Genomic DNA, 19,402 nt, shown 5'->3' with positions numbered 1-19,402 from the left:
TCTGTTTATAAACAGAACCCTTGGAACAGTATGTGTAAAAAGCCAAAAAAACGCCCTACGCCACACCGCTTCCCTACGCTGGTATCATCCAGATCAGGTTCAAAGGGTCAAAGACTCGCGTTCTTCTCTCAGTCCAGCATCATGGACTCCCCCAGCAGAATGAAAAAATATTCATTTGTTAGCAATATAGCAGGAAAAACAGCAAGATGCAAGTGAGTATTTTCACAATTAAAAATGTTGGAAATGATTCAGAAACAAGGCTATGGTTCCTTGTGCCTGTTTTTCTGACTGACCTATTTTTAGAGATAAGAAAGGATAACGCATTGGTGTCTAGCTACACCGCCCAACTCCTCGGCCAGAACGGCTTCGCCAGTAAAGGCAAAAAGCGCCTTTTCTGTCGAAGCCTTATCTGCCTGTCGGAGCTAAACGGGCGCTTCCGCTTTTCGTGGTGTCTAGCTACACCGCCCAACTCCTCGGCCAGAACGGATCAGCAAGGGCTTCCGCTTTTCGTGGTGTCTGGCTCCACCTCCTAACCCCTCGGTCAGAACAGCCAGTTCCGCTTTCTTTCTAAAATATTCGAATGCATACTTTTACCAACATACTAAGAAACTAATAAAGATTCTAGTGGAGGGGTGAGCTTATGTTTTCTTTATTCAAGAAAAAAAAACAATCAAAGCAAAAGACACAGCAGCCTAATGATACGGCACCTCCCAGAGATACCAACATACCTGTTTCTTCCCATTTTAATGTGAATATCGCAAAAATCCTGACACACCTGGATCATACGGATGATTTAGGGCAAAGAAAGGTTATGTTCAAAGGGAAGCAAGGGCTATTGCTGTATTTTGTGCCTCTCATGAAGTCTGAAAAAATCAATCAGGATATTTTAGGACCATTGCAGCAAGCACAGTCCGGAGAAGTAGAGGATGTTGTTGCTATTGCCTCGATTTTAAAAACGAAGGATATTCATGAAGCCATTCATTATCTTTGCAAGGGTGCATGTTTATTTTTGATAGAAGATTTGGATTGTATTTATGCCTTTGACTCTGCGCTCAATCAGGCAAGATCGGTTGAACAGCCTCAGAATGAAAAAGTTGTCCGCGGATCTCATGAAGGTTTTACGGAAAATATGGATATCAATCTCAACTTAATCAGACAAAGAATAATGGATGGAAGTCTGGTTGTGAAATACTTGGAGATTGGAAATATATCAAGAACAAGGGTAGCTGTACTTTATTTAAACCATCTTACAAACAAAGATTTGATTAAGAAAGTTCTCACCAGATTAAAGTCTATAAAAATTGATGCTGTTGATGCACCCGGAATTATAGAAGAATCGATTGAGGATTCACCCTATTCCCTGTTTCCGCAAATTTTAAGTACGGAGCGTCCGGATAAGGTTGTTTCTAATCTTTTTGAAGGAAGAGCAGTCATATTGCCGGCGGGAAGTTCTTCTGCCCTGATTGCACCTGTTAATTTTTTTTCATTCTTTCAAACTCCTGAAGATTATAACAGCCGCTGGATTTTCGGGTCATTTTATCGCCTTATAAGAATATTAGGTTTCTTTATTTCCATAAGTTTGCCAGCTTTGTATATCGCAACTATTTCTTATCATTATGAGCTTATTCCAAATGATTTAATACTGACTGTTAAAAGTTCGCTTGAAAATGTTCCGCTTCCGCCAATAGCTGAAGCACTCCTGATGGTCATCATTTTGGAATTGCTGCGGGAAGCGGCTTTGCGTCTGCCAACATCCATTTCGCAAACAATTGGTGTTGTAGGCGGTTTAGTCATCGGGACAGCGATTGTAGAAGCAAATTTAGTTTCCAATATGATGATTATTGTCATTGCTTTAACGGCTATTGCGTCCTTTGTAGTCCCTTCAAATGAAATGAGCACGGCACTGAGGCTGATGAGCTTTCCAATGATGTTTGGTGCAGCGATATTTGGCTATCTGGGAATTGTTTTTATTTTCGTCCTTATGCTTATGCACCTCAGTCTCCTTGAATCCTTTGGAACACCATACTTTTATCCCCTTGCTCCGATGCAATTTGGCAATCTTAAAGATTCTGTGCTGAGAATGCATCATTGGTATATGAATGATCGTCCGAAAGATACATCTCCTCAAAAGGTGAGAAGACAAAATGCGCTAAGGAATTGGTCGAAGCATGAAAACGAATCATAATATCACTCACAAACAGATGTTTTTCCTTGTCCTTCAAACTCAGATCGGCATCGGGGTTTTGTCGCTTCCTTATAATATCTATCTTGTATCTGGTACTGATGGGTGGATATCTGTGATTATTGCAGGTGTATTTGCCCAGCTGTTCACGATTTTATTTTGGGTGCTTGTTAAAAAATATCCGGATAAGTCCTTATTTGACATCAATAAACTGTTGCTTGGCAAAATTTTAGGGAATTTGATTAATTTGGGCTATGTCCTGTTTTATATTTTTGTTTCAAGCTTAATCGCTGTCTTGTATGTAAATGTTTTAAAGAGGTGGATTTACCATGAAACTCCGGCATGGGTGTTGATTTTGCTCCTTGCGGCAGTTGCGGTCTATTTTGCAAAAGAGAACATCCGTAAAATGGCACGTTTTTTCGTCATCGTATCTTTTCTGCTGATTTTCCTTTTTTTGCTCACACTCAACGCTTACCAAACAGCTGATATCCGCTACATTTTTCCTATTGGAGACAATGGAATGTTAAAAATATTACTGGGAAGCAAAGAAGCAATTATGTCCTTTCTTGGTTTTGAAATTATGCTGTTTCTTTATCCATATATAAACAGCCAGCCAAATCAGGTATTGAAATCAGTTACGGTGAGCAATATCATTGTCACCATTTTTTATTCCTACATTGCATTTACCAGTTATGTCTTTTTTAGCCCAAAAGAGATGAAGATTGTACCTGAACCTACTCTATATTTGCTTAAGGCCATTACCTATTCTGTTATTGAAAGGGTGGATCTTGTTTTCCTCGCCATTTGGGTCGTTTCTGTTATTACATCAGGTCTGATGTACATATATATCGCAAGCACAGGGATGCAGAATGTGTTTAATAAAAAAAACCATCGTTCTTTTGTTCCGTTAATCGTTTTAGCTGTATCCCTGCTTGCTTTATCCCCGGCTGAAAGTGATCAGCTGGCAGGAAAACTCGGTGATTATGTTGACAAACTCTCCTATATATTTGTATTTGCAATCCCAGTTTGTTTGCTGATAGTATCCTTTTTCAGAAAGGGGAAGAAAAAGCATGATCAGACTTATTAAGCGGATGATCCCGGTGCTCCTGATTCTGCCGGTGATTACAGGGTGCTGGGATCAAAAAATGCTTAAAAACACAGTGTTTATGTCCGCTACTGCCTTTCAAACCGCGGAAGATGATGAAATTTTGACGACTACGTCTATTCATTCCTATACGTCTAAAGAACAGCAGCCGGTCAATAAAACATTTTTTGTAACAGCAACCTCGACAAGAAATGCAAAAATAAAGCTCAATCAGCAAATGTCCGGAACAGTGATGACCGCTAAAAATAAAATTTTTCTAATCGAGGATGAGCTCGCTGAAAAGGGGCTGTTTCAAATAGCAGATGTCCTATACCGAACGCCTGAAAACCCTCTAAATGGGAAATTTGTCGTGGTTGAGGAAAATCCTCAAGAAATACTTAATCTGCAAAAGGTTGGCGAAGAATTGATTGGACAATATTTAGCGGGGCTTATTGATACTTCTGAAACGTCTTCTGTCATCCCTGTTGAAACCATTCAATCCATGTGCACGGTATTATTCGATGAAGGGAAAGGTCTTGTGCTTCCATATATGAAGCTTGATAAAGAAAATCATACAGCCGAAATAATCGGCACGGCCCTTTTTCACAAAGATAAATTTACAGGTACGACAATGGATTTGGCACAATCAAAAGCGCTATTAATCATGGCAAATCGAAAAGATAAAAAGATGGATATGAGCCATAAGATAACATATAAAGGTGAAAAGCTTGTTGTTTCTTATGATGTAGCAGAAACCAAAGCAAAAATGAAAATTAAAAAGGATTTGAATCATAAAGTGAAAGCTGTCCTCCCTGTAAAAGTGAAAATAGAAATCAGTGAATTCCCGCATGATCATTTATATGACACAAAGCTTTTAAAGAAAGTCCAAACTGAAATTACAAAACATCTTCAGCAGCAATCAGAGGATGCAGCTGCAAAGCTTCAGGAAGCAAACTGCGATTTTCTCGGGATAGGAAGAGAACTCATCGCCTATCATCCTTCTCTTTGGAAGAAGTTAAAATGGGAGGAGGACTATCCGAATATTCTCATCAAGCCCGAGTTCAGTGTGGAAATTATTCATCATGGCATTACGCATTAGCAATGGATTTCAGCCAGGATCTGCTTTAGGATCCTGGCTTTATTACATATAGCTTTTTTATAAAAGTTCAGTAATAGCAGAAAATTTGATATATTATGGGTATGAATGTACTTGGAGGAGGATGGACCGCAATGAAGAATCTGGAGCAGACTCATGAAGAGAAAGTCCTTTCTAAGGAAAAACTGGATGGATTAATGGAAGTTTACTTAAATCAGCTTGAAAACTCTCCAACCGCATTTTTAATTCACGAAAACAGAAAGTGGACATATATAAACCCTTCTGCAATGAGGCTGCTTGGATTTACCTGCATGGAGGAACTAATCGGAAAACCAATCTGGAATTCCATAGATCCGCAATATAGAGAATTGATCGAGCAGCGGATTACGGATACAAAAAATGGTTTCACGCCAACCTCAATGGAACAAATCTGGTATAACAAAAAAGGCTTGCCCATATATGTGGAAGTCACGACACTCCCAAACATATGGGGAGACATGCAGTCCACCCAGGTGATTATCAGAGACGTCACTAAGAAGAAAAAGCTTGAAAAAGAGCATGAGGAAACGATAAAAAAGTTCCGGCTGATTACGGAGAACATGCGTGATATCGTAGGGCTTCTTGATGAAAATGGACTGTTTACCTATGTTTCGCCTTCTTACAAAGAAGTCCTTGGGTATGACATGGCAGAAGCAGTAGGATATAGCCCGTTTCAATTTGTCCATCCGGAAGACAGAGAACAGATTGCAGACCAATTTTTTAAAATGCTGAATGAAAATAGACAGCTGACGGTTGAGTATCGTTATTTATGCAAGGACAATACTTATATATGGCTTGAATCGCACGGAGTTCCTGTCACTGAAAATGAAACGTTAAAACATGCAATCGTCATTTCCAGAAACATTACACTGCGGAAGCAAACTGAAGAAAAGCTGAGAAAAAGCGAAAGCAAATACCGGATTATTTTAGAGCACAGCAACGACTTAATTTGTGTAGTCGATTTAAAAGGAAATTATAAATATGCATCACCTTCCTATAAAAAAATTCTGGGTTATGAGCCTGAGAGTATGATAGGACAAAACGTATTCAAGTATATTCTTTTAGAAGATCAAGAAAAAGCAGCAGAAGTGATGAGCACTCTTTTTACCACAAAAGAACCTGTCACAATTCCTTATCACAAAATCAGTCAATCAGGACAGGCCGTTTTGTTTGAGGGAAAAGGAATGGCCGTTTTGAATCAGCATGGGGAGCCTGAGAGCATTGTGTTTATATCGAGGGACATAACGGAAAAAAGAAAAGTTGAGGATTACATCCGCAACTATGAAAAGCTTATGGTATTAGGTGAGCTTGCAGCAGGTGTTGCCCATGAAATCAGGAATCCGCTTACATCCATAAAGGGATTTTTTAAACTGCTGACAGAAGAAGACAGTGAAGGGAAAGATAAAAAATATCAGAGTGTCATTATGGATGAATTAAACCGGATTGAGCAGATTGTCAATGAATTTATGGCACTTGCAAGGCCGCAGGCGATCCATTTGAAAGAAAGCACTAATATTGTGCAGCTTCTTAAAGATACAATGATTCTGCTGAGTCCAGAGGCTTCCCTCAGAAATGTGGACATTGACCTTCAGTTTGACTCAGATCCCGCACAGATAGAATGTGAAAAAAATCAAATTAAACAAGTTTTCATCAATGTCATGAAAAATGCACTGGACGCTATGCCGGATGGCGGCCGTCTTAAAATAAGAGGAGAAAGCAAAGAAGCGTTCAATTATCAGCTGACGTTTGAAGATAATGGGACAGGCATCGATGAAAAACGGCTGGAAAAGCTCGGAACACCTTTTTTTACCACAAAAGAAAAAGGCATCGGCCTCGGTCTTACGATCAGCAACAAAATCATTACCGAGCACAACGGGGAATTCAAAATGGAAAGTGAACTTGGCAAGGGCACAAAGGTGATCATAAGATTGAAAAAATAGCGGGGGATGAAGTTATAAAGCAGTTTACGAAGAGGCAATTTCTAAAAGCACGGGAATTTATGCTTAAAAAAGCACGAAAGGTTGACCGTGCTTTATATCTATTTGAATTTGAGAACGGCTCTAAAGAAGATGTGCTAATGGAGCTTAAAGCTTACCAAAATCAAGATGGCGGATTCGACAATGGACTTGAGCCGGATTTCAGATGCTCAGATTCTTCCGCACTTGCCTCGAAGATTGAGCATGCAGTATCTATCCAGAGTAAATGCGAATGAGGAAGATGATATCCTTAAGAAAGTTATTGCTTATTTCGTACAGACGATTCAAACCGACCTTCACTCTCTGGTATGAAACTTTTATTTTCGAATAAATAACCAAGTATTTCAGCACTTGGATTTTCCCAATTTTCCCCGGACTCTTGATAATTCCACCAAGATGCCCTAGGCGCTGATTCTACCTCAGGGGGAACTTTCTCCCATCCAGCTATCTAAGACTTGTTGAAGGAGCGCCGCAGGTAACCAGCCGTGAAATGACCGTTCAGATTGATGAATTTGTTAACAAATGTATCATCAGGAATCCAGAAGATTTGAGGGGTTACGGACTCCAGCCTTCGGGTGTGATTCAATCTCCAAGCTCCAGGTATTATCCATTATACGCTGAGAGTGTGGAACAGAATCTTGATTTTATCACTGGACAGCAAACTGAAGACGGCAGCTTTGTACCGGACTGGTCATAGGGGCAGTATGAAGATACGTGGCTTATCGCCAGAGAAGAATGGAAGGGCTCTCTTACGCTTGATAAACTTAGACTTTTGCGGGAGTTTAACAGGATAGACGGGCTATAAAAAACTTCAGCGAAACCGCTGAAGTTTTATTATTTCTTAAATAAAGCTGCAAATTCTCCGTACCCTTCTTTCTCTAAATCCTTTGCAGGCACAAAGCGCATCGCAGCAGAATTCATGCAGTATCTGAGTCCGGTCGGTTCAGGTCCGTCATCGAATACGTGGCCTAAGTGGGAATCTGCGTGTTTGCTTCTTACTTCAGTCCGGACTGAAAAGAAGCTGCGGTCTTCTTTTTCAATGATATTTTCGTGCACAAGCGGCTTTGTAAAACTCGGCCAGCCTGTGCCTGAATCATATTTATCAAGAGAACTGAAAAGGGGTTCGCCTGAGACAATATCTACATAGATGCCATCCTCTTTTAAGTCCCAGTATTCGTTGTCATAAGCTTTTTCGGTTCCGTCTTCCTGAGTGACCTCAAACTGTATGTCAGTCAGTTCTTTTTTTACCTCTTCTTTTGAACGCTTGGTATAGGCTTTGTAAGATGCCTGTTCTTTTTTCAGTTCATCGCCCCATGTTTTTTCTAAAAACTGATCACGTCCTGAATGGTTCCGGTAATATTCATATCGGACCGGGTTCTTTTTGTAATAATCCTGATGATAGTCCTCTGCCATGTAGAATGTTGAGGCAGTCAGGATTGGCGTGACAATCTTTTGATCGAAGCGTCCGGATTGATCCAGTTTTTCTTTAGAGGCCTGTGCCGCCATTTTCTGTTCTTCATTATGAATAAAAATCGCTGTTGAATATTGCTTGCCGCGATCGACAAATTGCCCCTCAGAGTCGGTCGGGTCTACTTGCTTCCAATAAACATCCAGCAGTTCTTCATAGGTCACCACAGCAGGATCATATACGACCTGAACAGATTCAATATGCCCGGTTTTCCCTGCAGAAACCTCATTGTAAGAAGGATTTTCTTCGGTTCCGCCTGTATATCCTGAAATCACTTCCTGAACACCATCAAGCTTCTCAAATGGCGGCTCCATACACCAAAAACAGCCGCCTGCAAATGTCGCTGCTTCTAGATTTTCTTCTTCATAATCGGCTTTAACTGCAGTGCTGCCTGATGATCTTGTAAATAAAGCTTCTCCCCCTTTGACCATGACAAAGACAAGACTCGGAATCAGCACAACTGACAAAATTATTTTCACATTCCGTTTTTTCATATCATCCCATCCTTTACCTTTATGAAAAGGTAACGATATTTTCTTGCTGAAAAGATCAATCTGAATCAATAAATTTTTATAATAAAATTGTAAATGAATTTTGGAAAGATGAATAGTTTTGACGCTCCTGCTGAAAAATGGATGGAAGAAAAGGGGGCGTTTTAATTGCTTGTGCAGCAGTTAAAATCAAAGTATCAGGCAGAAAACGGGGATATTCTTATGCGGATTTTCGTGAATGAAAAAAAACCGGGGCATAAACGTTTCGCGTTTGTACCCCGGTTCACTGGATGTTTCTTCTATATTGTATGCTTTTATATGTATCAACCTTCAAGCATGACTTTTAACTCTGCGGGAATAAAAGCTGATAACGAAAGCAATCATGGCAAGAGCAGCACCTGCTGTAACGAGCATGCCGTCAGGACTGTGATGGCTGCCTGTCAGTTTCCACATTTTATAGGGAATCACCGAAATGGCAATCAGAATTAGAAATCCTAAATATAATTTAAGAATGTTTTCATTCTTGTCTTTACTTGAACCCTTCAATTTTGCAAGCGAGTCTAAAACAAAAATTAAGAGCAGCAATGCTGCAGTCAGTACGAAGAAATCTCCCATTCTATCACCTCATTAATAGTTAAACAAACGTTTAATTAAACTCTGTCTTTCCTTGCTGCAGCAGGGTTTTCTTCAGTTCGTTCACTGATGGAGCAAGAAAATTCGCTGCTGCTCTGCTCAGTTCTTTCTCCGAACCATATCCGTATAAAACTCCAATTGAAGCAATGCCATTTTCCTTCGCTCCGATGATATCGTGCTCACGGTCGCCGATCATGACAATCTCTGATTTGATAATCCAATGGTGATGCTTTAAAACATCTGCGATGATGTCTGCCTTGGAAGTAAGTGTACCATCTAGATTGCTTCCGGTTATTTTTTGAAAATAGGCATCCATTTTGAAATGTTTAAGTATTTTTTCTGCAAAGACAGTTGGTTTTGAAGTAGCAACAGCAAGCTGAATATTTTCACGCTTTAAGTCTTCAAGGAGACTGATAATTCCTGGATAAACCTCATTTTCAAACATCCCTTTTATCGTGAAGTACTCCCGGTAAAAGCGAATGGCCTGCTCTATGTCAGCTTGATCAAAATCTAAATGCTTTTGCAGCGACATCTGAAGCGGCGGTCCAATAAAGTCATTTAAAACAGCGGCTGATGGCAGTTTTACATTCATTGCATTTAATGCGTACTTAATAGAATGAATAATTCCTGCTCCGGGATCTGTAAGAGTTCCGTCCAAATCGAACATAACGAGCTTAAAAGAATTCATTTTATTTCCTCCGCCGTTTTCTATATTTTATCAAAAAAGCAGCGGAAGAATAGGTGTGTTAAAAAGGTTTATATGAACTTTTCTTGAATAAAAAGGGTAGGGATAAAAAATATGGAGGTGGAGAAAATGGAATTTCGAATTGAAAAAGATACGATGGGTGAGATTAAAGTGCCTGCAGATAAGTTTTGGGGAGCTCAGACACAGCGAAGCAAAGAAAACTTTAAAATCGGGTCGGAAAAAATGCCGCAGGAGCTGATTGACGCATTTGCCATTTTAAAAAGAAGTGCAGCTAAAGTAAATGGCAGATTAGGAAAACTAAACGCAGAAAAAGAACATGCAATTGTGAAAGTCTGCGATGATATTCTCAGCCGAAAACTCGATGAGCACTTTCCTTTAGTTGTATGGCAGACAGGGAGCGGAACGCAGAGCAATATGAATGTAAATGAAGTGATTGCTAACAGAGGAAACACACTGTTAAGAGAATCGGATCAGCATATTCATCCGAATGATGATGTCAACATGGGACAAAGCTCGAACGATACATTTCCAACTGCGATGCATATATCAGGAGTGCTCTCTATTTTTGATTTATTAATTCCTGCCATTGATAAGCTTTATTTAACGCTTGTGAACAAATCTAAAGAAAACGATGATGTTGTCAAAATCGGCAGAACCCATCTTCAGGATGCTACCCCTCTCACATTGGGCCAGGAAATAAGCGGCTGGGTGCATATGCTGCAAAAATCCAAAGATATGATTCTCTTATCCGTTGAAAAGATGCGCGATCTTGCCATCGGAGGTACAGCGGTTGGAACAGGCATCAATGCACATCCTGATTTTGGAAGACTTGCAGCTGAAGAAATCAGCATTTATACAGCCACTAAATTCCGCACATCTGAAAACAAGTTTCACGCGCTGACAAGTCATGATGAAATCGTCTTTGTACATGGGGCTTTAAAAGGTCTTGCAGCAGATTTAATGAAGATTGCCAATGATGTAAGATGGCTCTCAAGCGGTCCGCGATGCGGAATCGGCGAAATCACCATACCTGAAAATGAACCTGGAAGCTCCATTATGCCTGGAAAAGTCAACCCAACCCAAAGTGAAGCGATTACTATGGTGGCAGCACAAGTAATGGGTAACGATGCAACCATTGGTTTTGCAGCTAGTCAGGGCAACTTTGAACTGAATGTGTTCAAGCCCGTAATTATGTATAATTTCCTGCAATCAGTGAGGCTGCTTGCCGATTCGATTCATTCCTTCAATGATCATTGTGCGATTGGAATCAAGCCGAATCTCGATGTTATTGATAAATATTTAAATGAATCTTTAATGCTGGTAACAGCTTTAAACCCGCATATTGGCTATGCCAATGCTGCGAAAATAGCGAAAGAAGCACATAAAGATGGAAGCACGCTGAAAGAAGCTGCGATAAAGCTTCAGCTGCTGACGGAAGCGGAATTTGATGAGTATGTGAATCCGCTAGATATGATTGGACCGCGGGGGGAATAGGCCTTCATCGGGAGCATCCACTTTTTTTAGCGTCATGCAGGTTTTCAAGAATGCTATGAAAAAAACAGGTAAATAAAAGAGCATGCTCTTTTATTTACCATAACGGTTTATCTTCTTCTATGTATTCATAGTAGTAAGGCGACAGCAGAACAGATAGAGTTCCTGCAAGAATAATAGCTGTTATTCTTACTGCTGCATCAGCACCAATCATAGAACTGATAAAGCTTGCAGCAACGATTGGAATGGCAATTAAGAGAGTTCCTTTAGTTCTGGATTTAGGAGTTGGATACAAATTTGTACCGCACTTTGGACATTTCAGAATTCTGGTGAATTTCATCGTGGTAAGAAGTGTTTCTTTCCATGTAAATGGATATTGGCATGACGTGCATTTCGGCAGTTTCAAGGCGGGACCTCCTGGGTGAGTTAGTGTCAATTACCTATATTGTAGCATTGATGGAAATCTGAGAGAATATGAGCTGGTAAAAAGGTACTCCTAAAAACAGGAGTACCCCGGATAACCATTATTCGGTTTCTTATTTCCATTTTGTATTCTTAATGCGACAGTAAGACGTCATCTAAGTGGTATATGGAAAACCACCTTTTACTAATCTGATATTTATTTTCCCTTGAAGCAGTAAACATAGTGTTGTTTTTAGATAATTGTGCGACTCTTATCATACCCCCGTCAATTGAAACTTCGTACAAAAAATGACAATTACCTTTAAGAATCCAATATAATGGGGAAGGATGAAATTTCAGACAAAAGGAGATCACATATGGTACGTACAGCATCAAAAGCCATTATTATTCAAGACAGCAAGATTTTAGTCATCAAGAAAGAAGATGAGACCGGACCATTCTACATTTTGCCGGGCGGCGGGCAGGAGCATGGGGAGAACCTTCATGAAAATTTAAAAAGAGAGTGCATGGAGGAGATTGGGGTTGAAGTGGAAATTGATGACTTGATTTTTGTCCGGGATTATGTCGGGGGAAATCATGAATATGAATGGGATAAAGGATTCCATCAATTAGATTTGATGTTTTTATGCCGGATTAAAGAAGGACAGAAAGCACCGGCTGCGGGTGTCATTCCTGACGAGGGCCAAATTGGTGTAGAATGGCTGCCTGTTAAAAAGCTTACTGATTACCGGCTTTATCCGGTGTCGATGCTGCCTTCCATTATGGAGTTTGAAGCTGGGAAGAAGCCGGAAAAGATCTATTTGGGAGATGTTAATTAAGAGGGGAATTGAAAGAGCAGCATGAAAGCTGTTCATTTTTGCTATTGGGCGGACTGCTCGGAATTCATAAAAAAACGGCCTCATTAAAAGGCCGTTTGCTGTCTTTTTGGTACTTTCACATAAAACGTGCTCATTCCATCCTCATTCACAGCCCAAACTGTACCGTGATGAAGCTCGGCGATTCTTTTTACAATGTTGAGTCCAAGCCCGAATTCGCCGTTGCTGCCTTTATGGAAAGGCTCAAACAGATGAGGCAGAACATTCTTTTCAATCGGAGGCCCATCGTTCCATATTTTAAGAAGGAAGTCATTCCCTTCCTGTTTTAAAAGAACTCCAATCATTGAATCTGCATATCTGAGCTGATTCTCAAATAAGTTTTCAAGCAGCTTGATCCACAGGTCATTATCGCCATGAATAGCCGCATGTTCCAGGTTTATTTCGTAATCAAGCTCCTGGCGTGACCACCTGATGCGGTCGATGACTTCTTGAACCGTCACATTCAGTTTCACTTCCGATTTACTTGCATTGCGCGAAGATAAGTAGTCTAATTTCGTGATATACAGCAAGTCTTTAATCTTTTTCTCCAGACGCTGTGCCTCCTCTTCGATCACATCCATCGTGCTTGTCAGATCGCCCTTTGGATAAATACCGTCATTCACTGATTTCGCATATCCGCGGATGACCATAACCGGCGTTTTTAAGTCATGGGAGATATTCTGCAGCAGGGTGCGCTGTGCTTCATCCTTTTGAACAAGTCGTTTTCGCATCAATTCAATTGTCTCCCCAAGCTTTCCAATTTCATCGCTTCGATCAAGGACAACGGGTTCATGCCAATCTTCGTTTGAAATTCTTTTAACATCCTTTTCTAAAGAAACAATCGGACGGGACAGGTATTTTGCAAGCCAAATGGACGGAATCCAGCTGAAAAGAAAGACAATGATCATGACGAAAACAAGCTGTTTGAACAAAGTCAGCACAAGATCATTCCGGTAAGAATCCCATGCGTAGGAAAGAAGAAATGCCGGCTGTCCGTCAACTGTCACTTTTTTGATCACAAAAAAGAGCCGCTCATTCTTGATTTCCCTTGAGTATTCTTCCGTGATGTCCTTTTGATTAGAAGCAAGTGATTGCGTTTCCTGAAGAAACCTCAATGGAAGCTTTTTTTCGTTGTAAAAAAAAGGCGCACTCTCAGGGAGAATGATGTGCTGAACAGATCGGTCAGGAGAGAGCTTCTCTCCATTTCTCGTAAGCGGGTCCATTTGGACATTTCCCTGAAGCCGGTATTCCGTCAGAATATGCTGTTCATTTTCAATCGTTGTATAGATCTCGTTTGTGAAAAAATTTCTGAGTGTTGTTGGGAATATGATCATCAGCAGCAAAGAAATGACGAGAAGAATTCCTGAGATCACAATCCAAATTTGAAACGTCAATGATTTATTTTTCATTATCCTGTCAGCATCCTGTATCCGTAACCGTAAATGGTTTCTATTTTCAAATCAGGCATTTTTTTGCGGAGGCGGCGGACGAGGTCATCTACCACCCGGTCTGTGCCGAAGTAGTCGCTTCCCCAAATATGCTCAATCATTTGCTCACGCGAAAAAGCCTGGCCTTTGTTATGCAAAAACAGCAGCAATAAATCAAATTCCTTCGAGGTTAAATTCAGATTTTCCTGATTCAGCGAGACCGAACGCACACTTTCATCAATTGTATAAGGAGGGAGCTGTATGCTTGATTTTACTGTGCTGCTTTCATAAACACGGGTCAGCAGCTTTTGAACGCGAATGACAAGTTCACGCGGCAGGAAAGGCTTTGAAATATAATCATCGCTTCCAAGCTCAAGTCCGAGCACCCGGTCAATATCTGTATCCCGCGCAGAAATGAAGATTACCGGGGTATCTGCTGATCCTGCTTTAATTTCTTTTATTAATTGATAGCCGTCAACATCCGGCACCATAATATCGAGAACCCAGAGGTGAGGAGTTTCATGAATGGCCTGACGCGCTTTTTCCCCATTAGTAAACGAGGTAACCGTATAGCCTTCCTTCTCCAGATATTTTGTCAGCAAATCATTTAAATTCTGTTCGTCTTCCACAAGAAAAATAGAGTAGGACATTCCGCTTCACGCTCCTTCTTATTCGTAATTATACAATGTCTTCAAAGATATGGTCACCATTTAACAATTTCACATAATCTTTTCATCTTTCTCCCAAAATGATTTTTTATAGTAGGGTTAACAAAGAAAATCACTAGGAGGAATCAAGATGGGATACTACGACGATACAGAACGGAAAAATACATTATTAGACCAGGATTCACGTGAAATGATGGTCAGATCGGGACAGCCTCAAAAAAAGCCTTCAAGATGGAAAGCGGTTATGTCATCTGTGATCAGCGGGGTAGTCGGAGGAGCGCTGGTACTTGGAGTACAGCCTTTTCTTGAGGAAGAGACAAGCACAAATGAACCTTCTTATTCCATTAATTCAAACACTTCACAAGAAGAAAATGATTCAAGTACAGTGAATACCCAGCCTATCAGTCAAACGAGCGATATTGCGGATATGGTGGAAAAGCTGTCGCCTGCGATTGTAGGAATATCTAATAAACAGCAGCAGCAGGGATTTGGCGGGGGAACTCAGGATGCTGAGGCAGGAACAGGTTCCGGGGTTATTTTCAAAAAAGATGGCGATACGGCCTATATTATTACAAACAATCACGTCATTGAGGGAGCAAGCAGCATTGAAATCTCCTACTCAGATGGAGAAAAATCGCAGGCAGAGCTTGTTGGAGCGGATCCGTTAACTGATACAGCCGTCCTTAAAATCGACAGCAAATATGCAAAAACGGTTGCTGATTTCGGAGATTCAGGAGAGCTTCGTGCAGGTGAAAGGGTCGTGGCGATTGGAAATCCGCTTGGACTTGATTTCTCCCGTACCGTTACTGAAGGGATTATAAGCGGAACGGACCGCACCATTCCAATTTCAACTTCAGAAGGCAGCTGGGAATTGAATGTTATTCAGACGGATGCGGCCATTAACCCGGGAAATAGCGGCGGACCATTATTGAATATGAATGGCCAGGTTATTGGCATCAACAGCCTGAAAATCACACAGGACGGGGTGGAAGGGTTAGGATTTGCTATCCCAAGCAATGATCTTCAGCCGGTTGTAGATGAACTGCTGGAAAAAGGAAAAGTAGATCGTCCATTCTTAGGAGTTGGTCTTCTTGATCTAAGCGAGGTGCCTGATCAGTACCGTACAAACACATTACAGCTGCCGAATGAAGTAACAGAAGGGGTCTTCGTACAGGGAGTAAGCCCATCTTCACCGGCTTCAGAAGCGGGAATGCAGGAAGGCGATGTGATTGTGGCGATGAATGGCACAAAGATTAAAAATTCAAATGAGCTTCGCAAATTCCTCTATTCGCAAACAAGTATCGGCGATAAAATTGATGTCGAGTTTTACCGTCAGGGAGAGAAGGTAACAGAAAAAATAACCTTGTCTCAAAAAGAAGTTGTGAATAGTTAATATAGATTCCCCCTTTTGGACAGCTCCGGTTTTCGGGGCTGTTTTTTAGTTTGATTGAGGTTTGTAAACAGGATGGATCAGCAGTGCGGTCACAATTTTCTTCTCCATCAAATATCCCCCGGCCATCCTCATCCAGTATTTTCTTCCTGCTCCTCCCCTCTTAAAACCGGAATCATTTCGAACAAATATGATAACGCAAATGCATGCACGCAAATAACATTGCCTCAAGTTACATAAATTAATTGAAATAGGAACGGATGCCACTATACAAGGAGTTCAGCCATGAAACTACAAAAAATGTTAGAGGAGACCGGTCATTCTGCTTTAAACAGTGCAAAACTGGGATCTGTTGAGATAAATGGAATTGAAGCAAATTCTTCTAAGATACATGAGGGCTATTTATTTGTGGCCATTACAGGATATGAACGTGACGGACATGATTATATACAGGATGCAATAAATAGAGGGGCGGCGGCAGTAGTTGGAGAACAGGATCTTTCAGGTTTATCCGTGCCGTATGTAAGAGTTGAGAATAGCCGGGATACATTGGCTAATCTGGCCGCATACTACTATGATTTTCCGTCTGCGAAACATATTATGGTTGGGATTACCGGCACAAACGGGAAAACGACCACTTCTTTTATGCTCAGGCACATCCTTGAGCATGCCGGGTATTCTTGTGCGCTGTTTGGGACTGTGCATAATGTGATTAATGGTGAAGTCTATGATTCCAAAAACACGACGCCTGATTCAATTGAATTGCAAAGGCTGTTAGCTAAAAGCAATGATGATATTGTCATTATGGAAGTATCTTCGCATGGTCTGGCCCAAAAAAGGCTTGAAGGCATTGAATATGATATCGGACTGTTCACAAATCTCGCTCATGAGCATCTGGATTACCATGATACGATTGAAGAATATTTTGAAGTGAAGCAGCTCCTTTTTTCGAAATTGAAAAAAGGCGGACAAGCGATCGTCAGCACTCATGATGAATGGGGAGAAAAACTGACAGATATTTTAAATCAGCGTAATATCAAGGTATCTACCTTTGGAAAGACAGAAAAGGACGATCTGATTTTTAATTCAAAAAGCAATGTTCATTGCTCTGATTTTGAAGTGAAAGAAGCCGGGAGACAGCTTCATTTTTCGATGACGATTCCTGGTCTTCATAACATATATAATGCTTCGATGGCTTATCTGACAGGAAGAAAAATAGGGGTTGAATCTGACAAGCTGATTGAGGCATTCCAAACATTTCCGGGAATACCTGGCCGGTTTGAAATGTACAGCCACCCAAGTGATGCAACGGCTGTTATTGATTATGCACATACGGCGGATGCCTTTTCTTATTGCTTAAAAACAGCCCGTGATTGCGGGGCGAAACGGATTCTTCATGTGTTTGGGTTCAGGGGAGCGCGTGATGAAAGCAAACGGGATGAAATGATGGAAATCTCCTCACAGATGAGCGACTGCACGATACTGACGTTAGATGATCTTAATGGAATTGATCAAAACGAAATGATTGAGGAACTTGAAAACTATCGGCAACGTTCCGGCAAAGAAGCAGATCTAATCGTACCGGACCGAACACTTGCGATAAAAAAAGCCTGGGAGATGGCTGAAGCAGGAGATTGGCTGATTGTTACAGGAAAAGGGAGCGAAATGTACAAAGAGGAATATGCGCTCCCGTCAAAATCTGATCAGGAAACAATTGCGCTGCTGATGGATCAGCATTCACAAATGGCTAAATAGAAAGAGGCTGGGACTAAAGTCAGAAAGCCAAAGAAAAATCCGAACTGGGAGTTAATAGTTCGGATTTTTTCTGCATAAAAGGCCTCTATAGCCAAAGTTATTTGTTGGATAATTGATGTCCCACATACAGCTGTGGCGCCACTCCCCGGAGAGCTGCCCCTTTTCAGGTGACCGCTCCTTAGTTGTGGCGGCACACCCCGGAGAGCTGCCCCTTTTCAGGTGACCGCTCCTTAGTTGTGGCGGCACACCCCGGAGAGCTGCCCCTTTTTCAATATGGAGCTACCTCACAAAGTGCTGTCAATTTACCTTATCCCTACCTGTATTTTCAGGATTAAATAGTGTCCTAAGAAATGTTAGAAATTGAAAAAAAGTTTTGTCCCAGGCTCTTTTGTATTGTAAAGGAAGCTTGACATCGACCTCCTATGTAAAGTAAACTTTACGTAAAGGAAGCTTTACAAGGTGGCTGAAGGTGAATGAAAAACAGAATCAGGGATTTACGCTCTGAAAAAGGGCTGACGCAGGAGCAGCTGTCCGTAGAGGTAGGCGTTTCCAGGCAATCGATTATTGCGATTGAGACAGGCAAATATAATCCATCACTAGAACTTGCATTTAAAATTGCCCTTACGTTTCAATGCAAAATTGAGGATGTTTTTATTTTCGATGATGGGGGAGAAGCGTGATGGAATCAGCAGGTGCTTTTTTAGGACTGTATGGAGGTATGGCTGCAGGCTTTCTTGGATGGTGGATTGGCATTTATTTTGCCAAAAAGAAACGGGGAATAGATGAAGTATTTCATTTCATTGAACAGAAATCCCGGTCGACTGCTTGGATTTTAACTCTTGCGGCCATTTATGTTCTATTTACATTTCTGCTGTTTGAAGTGAATATCAGTGCTGCAGCAGTGTTATCCATCATTTTGATGGTTCATTTGGGGGGATGGGGGATCTCTAAAGTTATTCTCTCCGTACAATTCAGCAATGGATCAGATAATGAGAGCAGCTACAATACAGGATTATCGTATGTCATTGCAGGTGCTGTATCCGTTATATTTTTTGTTGCATCACTAATAACAGGTAATTGGTATTTCTTCATTTTCAGCCTGCCATCTTTGATTATTGTCATCATTGTTGCCAAGGTTTTAAAAAAAGAACAAATCGCAAGGTAGAGCATCTTGACATAAATCCATTTCAATCATAAACTAACGATAGACACTAGTTTATCAGAAAATTCAGTATGAAGTGAGAATGGATATGAGCATACAACCGGATCATCGTATTGGTAAAAATGCCATGCAGCTCGTTTTGCTCGGTGAAGACGATCAGTTTTACGGGCAGCAGCTGACAGAGCATGGATTTCAATTTTGTCAGGGTAAAACCGGTTCAATGGAGACGCATAAAGTAGTGGCGGCCATTGAAACGGCAGCAAAGCGTTCAGGTGTGATATCGGCTGATGGATATCGTGAAACACACTCTTTGTATCATGCCATTATGGAAGCGCTTCATGGTGTGACGAGAGGGCAGGTTCAGCTTGGAAGTGTTTTGCGCACAGTGGGACTTCGTTTTGCCATTGTCCGCGGCAAGCCTTATGAGGCAGAAACGGAAGGCGAATGGATTGCGATTGCTTTGTACGGCACGATAGGTGCGCCTGTTAAAGGTTCAGAGCATGAGGCAATGGGTTTGGGAATTAATCATATATAAGATGCACCCATAGTTAATAGAT

At 41.0% G+C, this 19,402-nt stretch carries 19 protein-coding genes and 1 riboswitch; of the genes, 13 read left to right on the top strand and 6 right to left on the bottom strand.

The genetic code is table 11. The features are described 5' to 3' along the window. Positions 1-53: 53 nt before the first annotated feature. Positions 54-163: riboswitch (TPP riboswitch) on the bottom strand. A 477-nt stretch (positions 164-640) separates the two neighbouring features. From ABEQ24_RS18215 to ABEQ24_RS18190, 6 genes are all read left to right on the top strand, one after another. Beyond that, positions 641-2,185, top strand: coding sequence for a spore germination protein (locus tag ABEQ24_RS18215; protein WP_430008125.1), 1,545 nt, complete (start codon positions 641-643; stop codon positions 2,183-2,185). Further along, positions 2,169-3,269 carry a GerAB/ArcD/ProY family transporter gene (locus ABEQ24_RS18210; protein WP_430008124.1) on the top strand — a complete coding sequence of 367 codons (1,101 nt, stop codon included), beginning with the start codon at positions 2,169-2,171 and terminating at the stop codon, positions 3,267-3,269. Before ABEQ24_RS18215 ends, ABEQ24_RS18210 begins: the two co-directional genes overlap by 17 nt. Continuing rightward, positions 3,253-4,365, top strand: coding sequence for a Ger(x)C family spore germination protein (locus ABEQ24_RS18205; RefSeq protein ID WP_430008123.1), 1,113 nt, complete (start codon positions 3,253-3,255; stop codon positions 4,363-4,365). The genes ABEQ24_RS18210 and ABEQ24_RS18205 overlap by 17 nt, the downstream gene beginning before the upstream one ends. Before the next feature lie 131 nt (positions 4,366-4,496). Next, entirely contained in the window at positions 4,497-6,341 is a 1,845-nt protein-coding gene (locus tag ABEQ24_RS18200) for a PAS domain S-box protein (protein ID WP_430008122.1), read from the top strand. 59 nt (positions 6,342-6,400) lie between these two features. Beyond that, positions 6,401-6,613: a hypothetical protein gene (locus ABEQ24_RS18195; RefSeq protein WP_430008121.1), complete on the top strand. Its 213-nt coding sequence runs from the start codon at positions 6,401-6,403 to the stop codon at positions 6,611-6,613. A 254-nt stretch (positions 6,614-6,867) separates the two neighbouring features. Next, positions 6,868-7,074: a hypothetical protein gene (locus ABEQ24_RS18190; RefSeq protein ID WP_430008120.1), complete on the top strand. Its 207-nt coding sequence runs from the start codon at positions 6,868-6,870 to the stop codon at positions 7,072-7,074. Between the two features lie 137 nt (positions 7,075-7,211). Here ABEQ24_RS18190 and msrB read toward each other — a convergent pair whose 3' ends face one another. The 3 genes from msrB to ABEQ24_RS18175 form a co-directional block, all read right to left on the bottom strand. Then, positions 7,212-8,159, bottom strand: a complete 948-nt coding sequence (gene msrB, locus ABEQ24_RS18185; protein ID WP_430008304.1) for a peptide-methionine (R)-S-oxide reductase MsrB — start codon at positions 8,157-8,159, stop codon at positions 7,212-7,214. A 507-nt stretch (positions 8,160-8,666) separates the two neighbouring features. Continuing rightward, positions 8,667-8,951 carry a hypothetical protein gene (locus ABEQ24_RS18180; RefSeq protein WP_430008119.1) on the bottom strand — a complete coding sequence of 95 codons (285 nt, stop codon included), beginning with the start codon at positions 8,949-8,951 and terminating at the stop codon, positions 8,667-8,669. Positions 8,952-8,982: 31 nt separating this feature from the next. Beyond that, the gene (locus ABEQ24_RS18175; protein ID WP_430008118.1) at positions 8,983-9,657 is read right to left on the bottom strand and encodes an HAD family hydrolase; all 675 of its coding nucleotides are present in this window, start codon (positions 9,655-9,657) and stop codon (positions 8,983-8,985) included. Between the two features lie 126 nt (positions 9,658-9,783). Here ABEQ24_RS18175 and fumC point away from each other — a divergent pair, with 126 nt between their 5' ends. After that, positions 9,784-11,169, top strand: coding sequence for a class II fumarate hydratase (gene fumC, locus ABEQ24_RS18170; RefSeq protein WP_430008117.1), 1,386 nt, complete (start codon positions 9,784-9,786; stop codon positions 11,167-11,169). Between the two features lie 94 nt (positions 11,170-11,263). On the opposite strand, the gene ABEQ24_RS18165 is transcribed toward fumC, so the two are convergent. Beyond that, positions 11,264-11,572 carry a TIGR04104 family putative zinc finger protein gene (locus ABEQ24_RS18165; RefSeq protein ID WP_430008116.1) on the bottom strand — a complete coding sequence of 103 codons (309 nt, stop codon included), beginning with the start codon at positions 11,570-11,572 and terminating at the stop codon, positions 11,264-11,266. Positions 11,573-11,945: 373 nt separating this feature from the next. Here ABEQ24_RS18165 and ABEQ24_RS18160 point away from each other — a divergent pair, with 373 nt between their 5' ends. Beyond that, positions 11,946-12,407, top strand: coding sequence for an NUDIX domain-containing protein (locus ABEQ24_RS18160; protein WP_430008115.1), 462 nt, complete (start codon positions 11,946-11,948; stop codon positions 12,405-12,407). A gap of 83 nt (positions 12,408-12,490) precedes the next feature. Here ABEQ24_RS18160 and ABEQ24_RS18155 read toward each other — a convergent pair whose 3' ends face one another. Both ABEQ24_RS18155 and ABEQ24_RS18150 read right to left on the bottom strand, forming a co-directional pair. Then, positions 12,491-13,852 carry a sensor histidine kinase gene (locus ABEQ24_RS18155; RefSeq protein WP_430008114.1) on the bottom strand — a complete coding sequence of 454 codons (1,362 nt, stop codon included), beginning with the start codon at positions 13,850-13,852 and terminating at the stop codon, positions 12,491-12,493. Then, positions 13,852-14,520: a response regulator transcription factor gene (locus ABEQ24_RS18150; protein ID WP_430008113.1), complete on the bottom strand. Its 669-nt coding sequence runs from the start codon at positions 14,518-14,520 to the stop codon at positions 13,852-13,854. The genes ABEQ24_RS18155 and ABEQ24_RS18150 overlap by 1 nt, the downstream gene beginning before the upstream one ends. A 148-nt stretch (positions 14,521-14,668) precedes the next feature. Here ABEQ24_RS18150 and ABEQ24_RS18145 point away from each other — a divergent pair, with 148 nt between their 5' ends. The 5 genes from ABEQ24_RS18145 to hutP all read left to right on the top strand — a co-directional run bounded on the left by ABEQ24_RS18145 (position 14,669) and on the right by hutP (position 19,380). Then, positions 14,669-15,931 (top strand): S1C family serine protease, encoded by a 1,263-nt coding sequence (locus tag ABEQ24_RS18145; protein WP_430008112.1) that lies wholly within the window; start codon positions 14,669-14,671, stop codon positions 15,929-15,931. Positions 15,932-16,213: 282 nt separating this feature from the next. Further along, entirely contained in the window at positions 16,214-17,683 is a 1,470-nt protein-coding gene (locus tag ABEQ24_RS18140; RefSeq protein WP_430008111.1) for a UDP-N-acetylmuramoyl-L-alanyl-D-glutamate--2,6-diaminopimelate ligase, read from the top strand. A 473-nt stretch (positions 17,684-18,156) separates the two neighbouring features. After that, positions 18,157-18,363 (top strand): helix-turn-helix transcriptional regulator, encoded by a 207-nt coding sequence (locus ABEQ24_RS18135; RefSeq protein WP_430008110.1) that lies wholly within the window; start codon positions 18,157-18,159, stop codon positions 18,361-18,363. Continuing rightward, complete coding sequence (locus tag ABEQ24_RS18130; protein WP_430008109.1) at positions 18,363-18,848, top strand: hypothetical protein; 486 nt, start codon at positions 18,363-18,365, stop codon at positions 18,846-18,848. The genes ABEQ24_RS18135 and ABEQ24_RS18130 overlap by 1 nt, the downstream gene beginning before the upstream one ends. Positions 18,849-18,933: 85 nt before the next feature. Continuing rightward, positions 18,934-19,380 (top strand): hut operon transcriptional regulator HutP, encoded by a 447-nt coding sequence (gene hutP, locus ABEQ24_RS18125; protein WP_430008108.1) that lies wholly within the window; start codon positions 18,934-18,936, stop codon positions 19,378-19,380. The last annotated feature ends 22 nt before the right edge of the window (positions 19,381-19,402 follow it).

Origin of the sequence: Metabacillus idriensis, assembly GCF_050483325.1 — a bacterium.
Classification (GTDB): Bacteria; Bacillota; Bacilli; order Bacillales; family Bacillaceae; genus Bacillus_P; species Bacillus_P idriensis_A.
The sequence above is the reverse complement of the archived record's forward strand: the minus strand, read 5'-3'. Positions and strand labels throughout refer to the sequence as shown.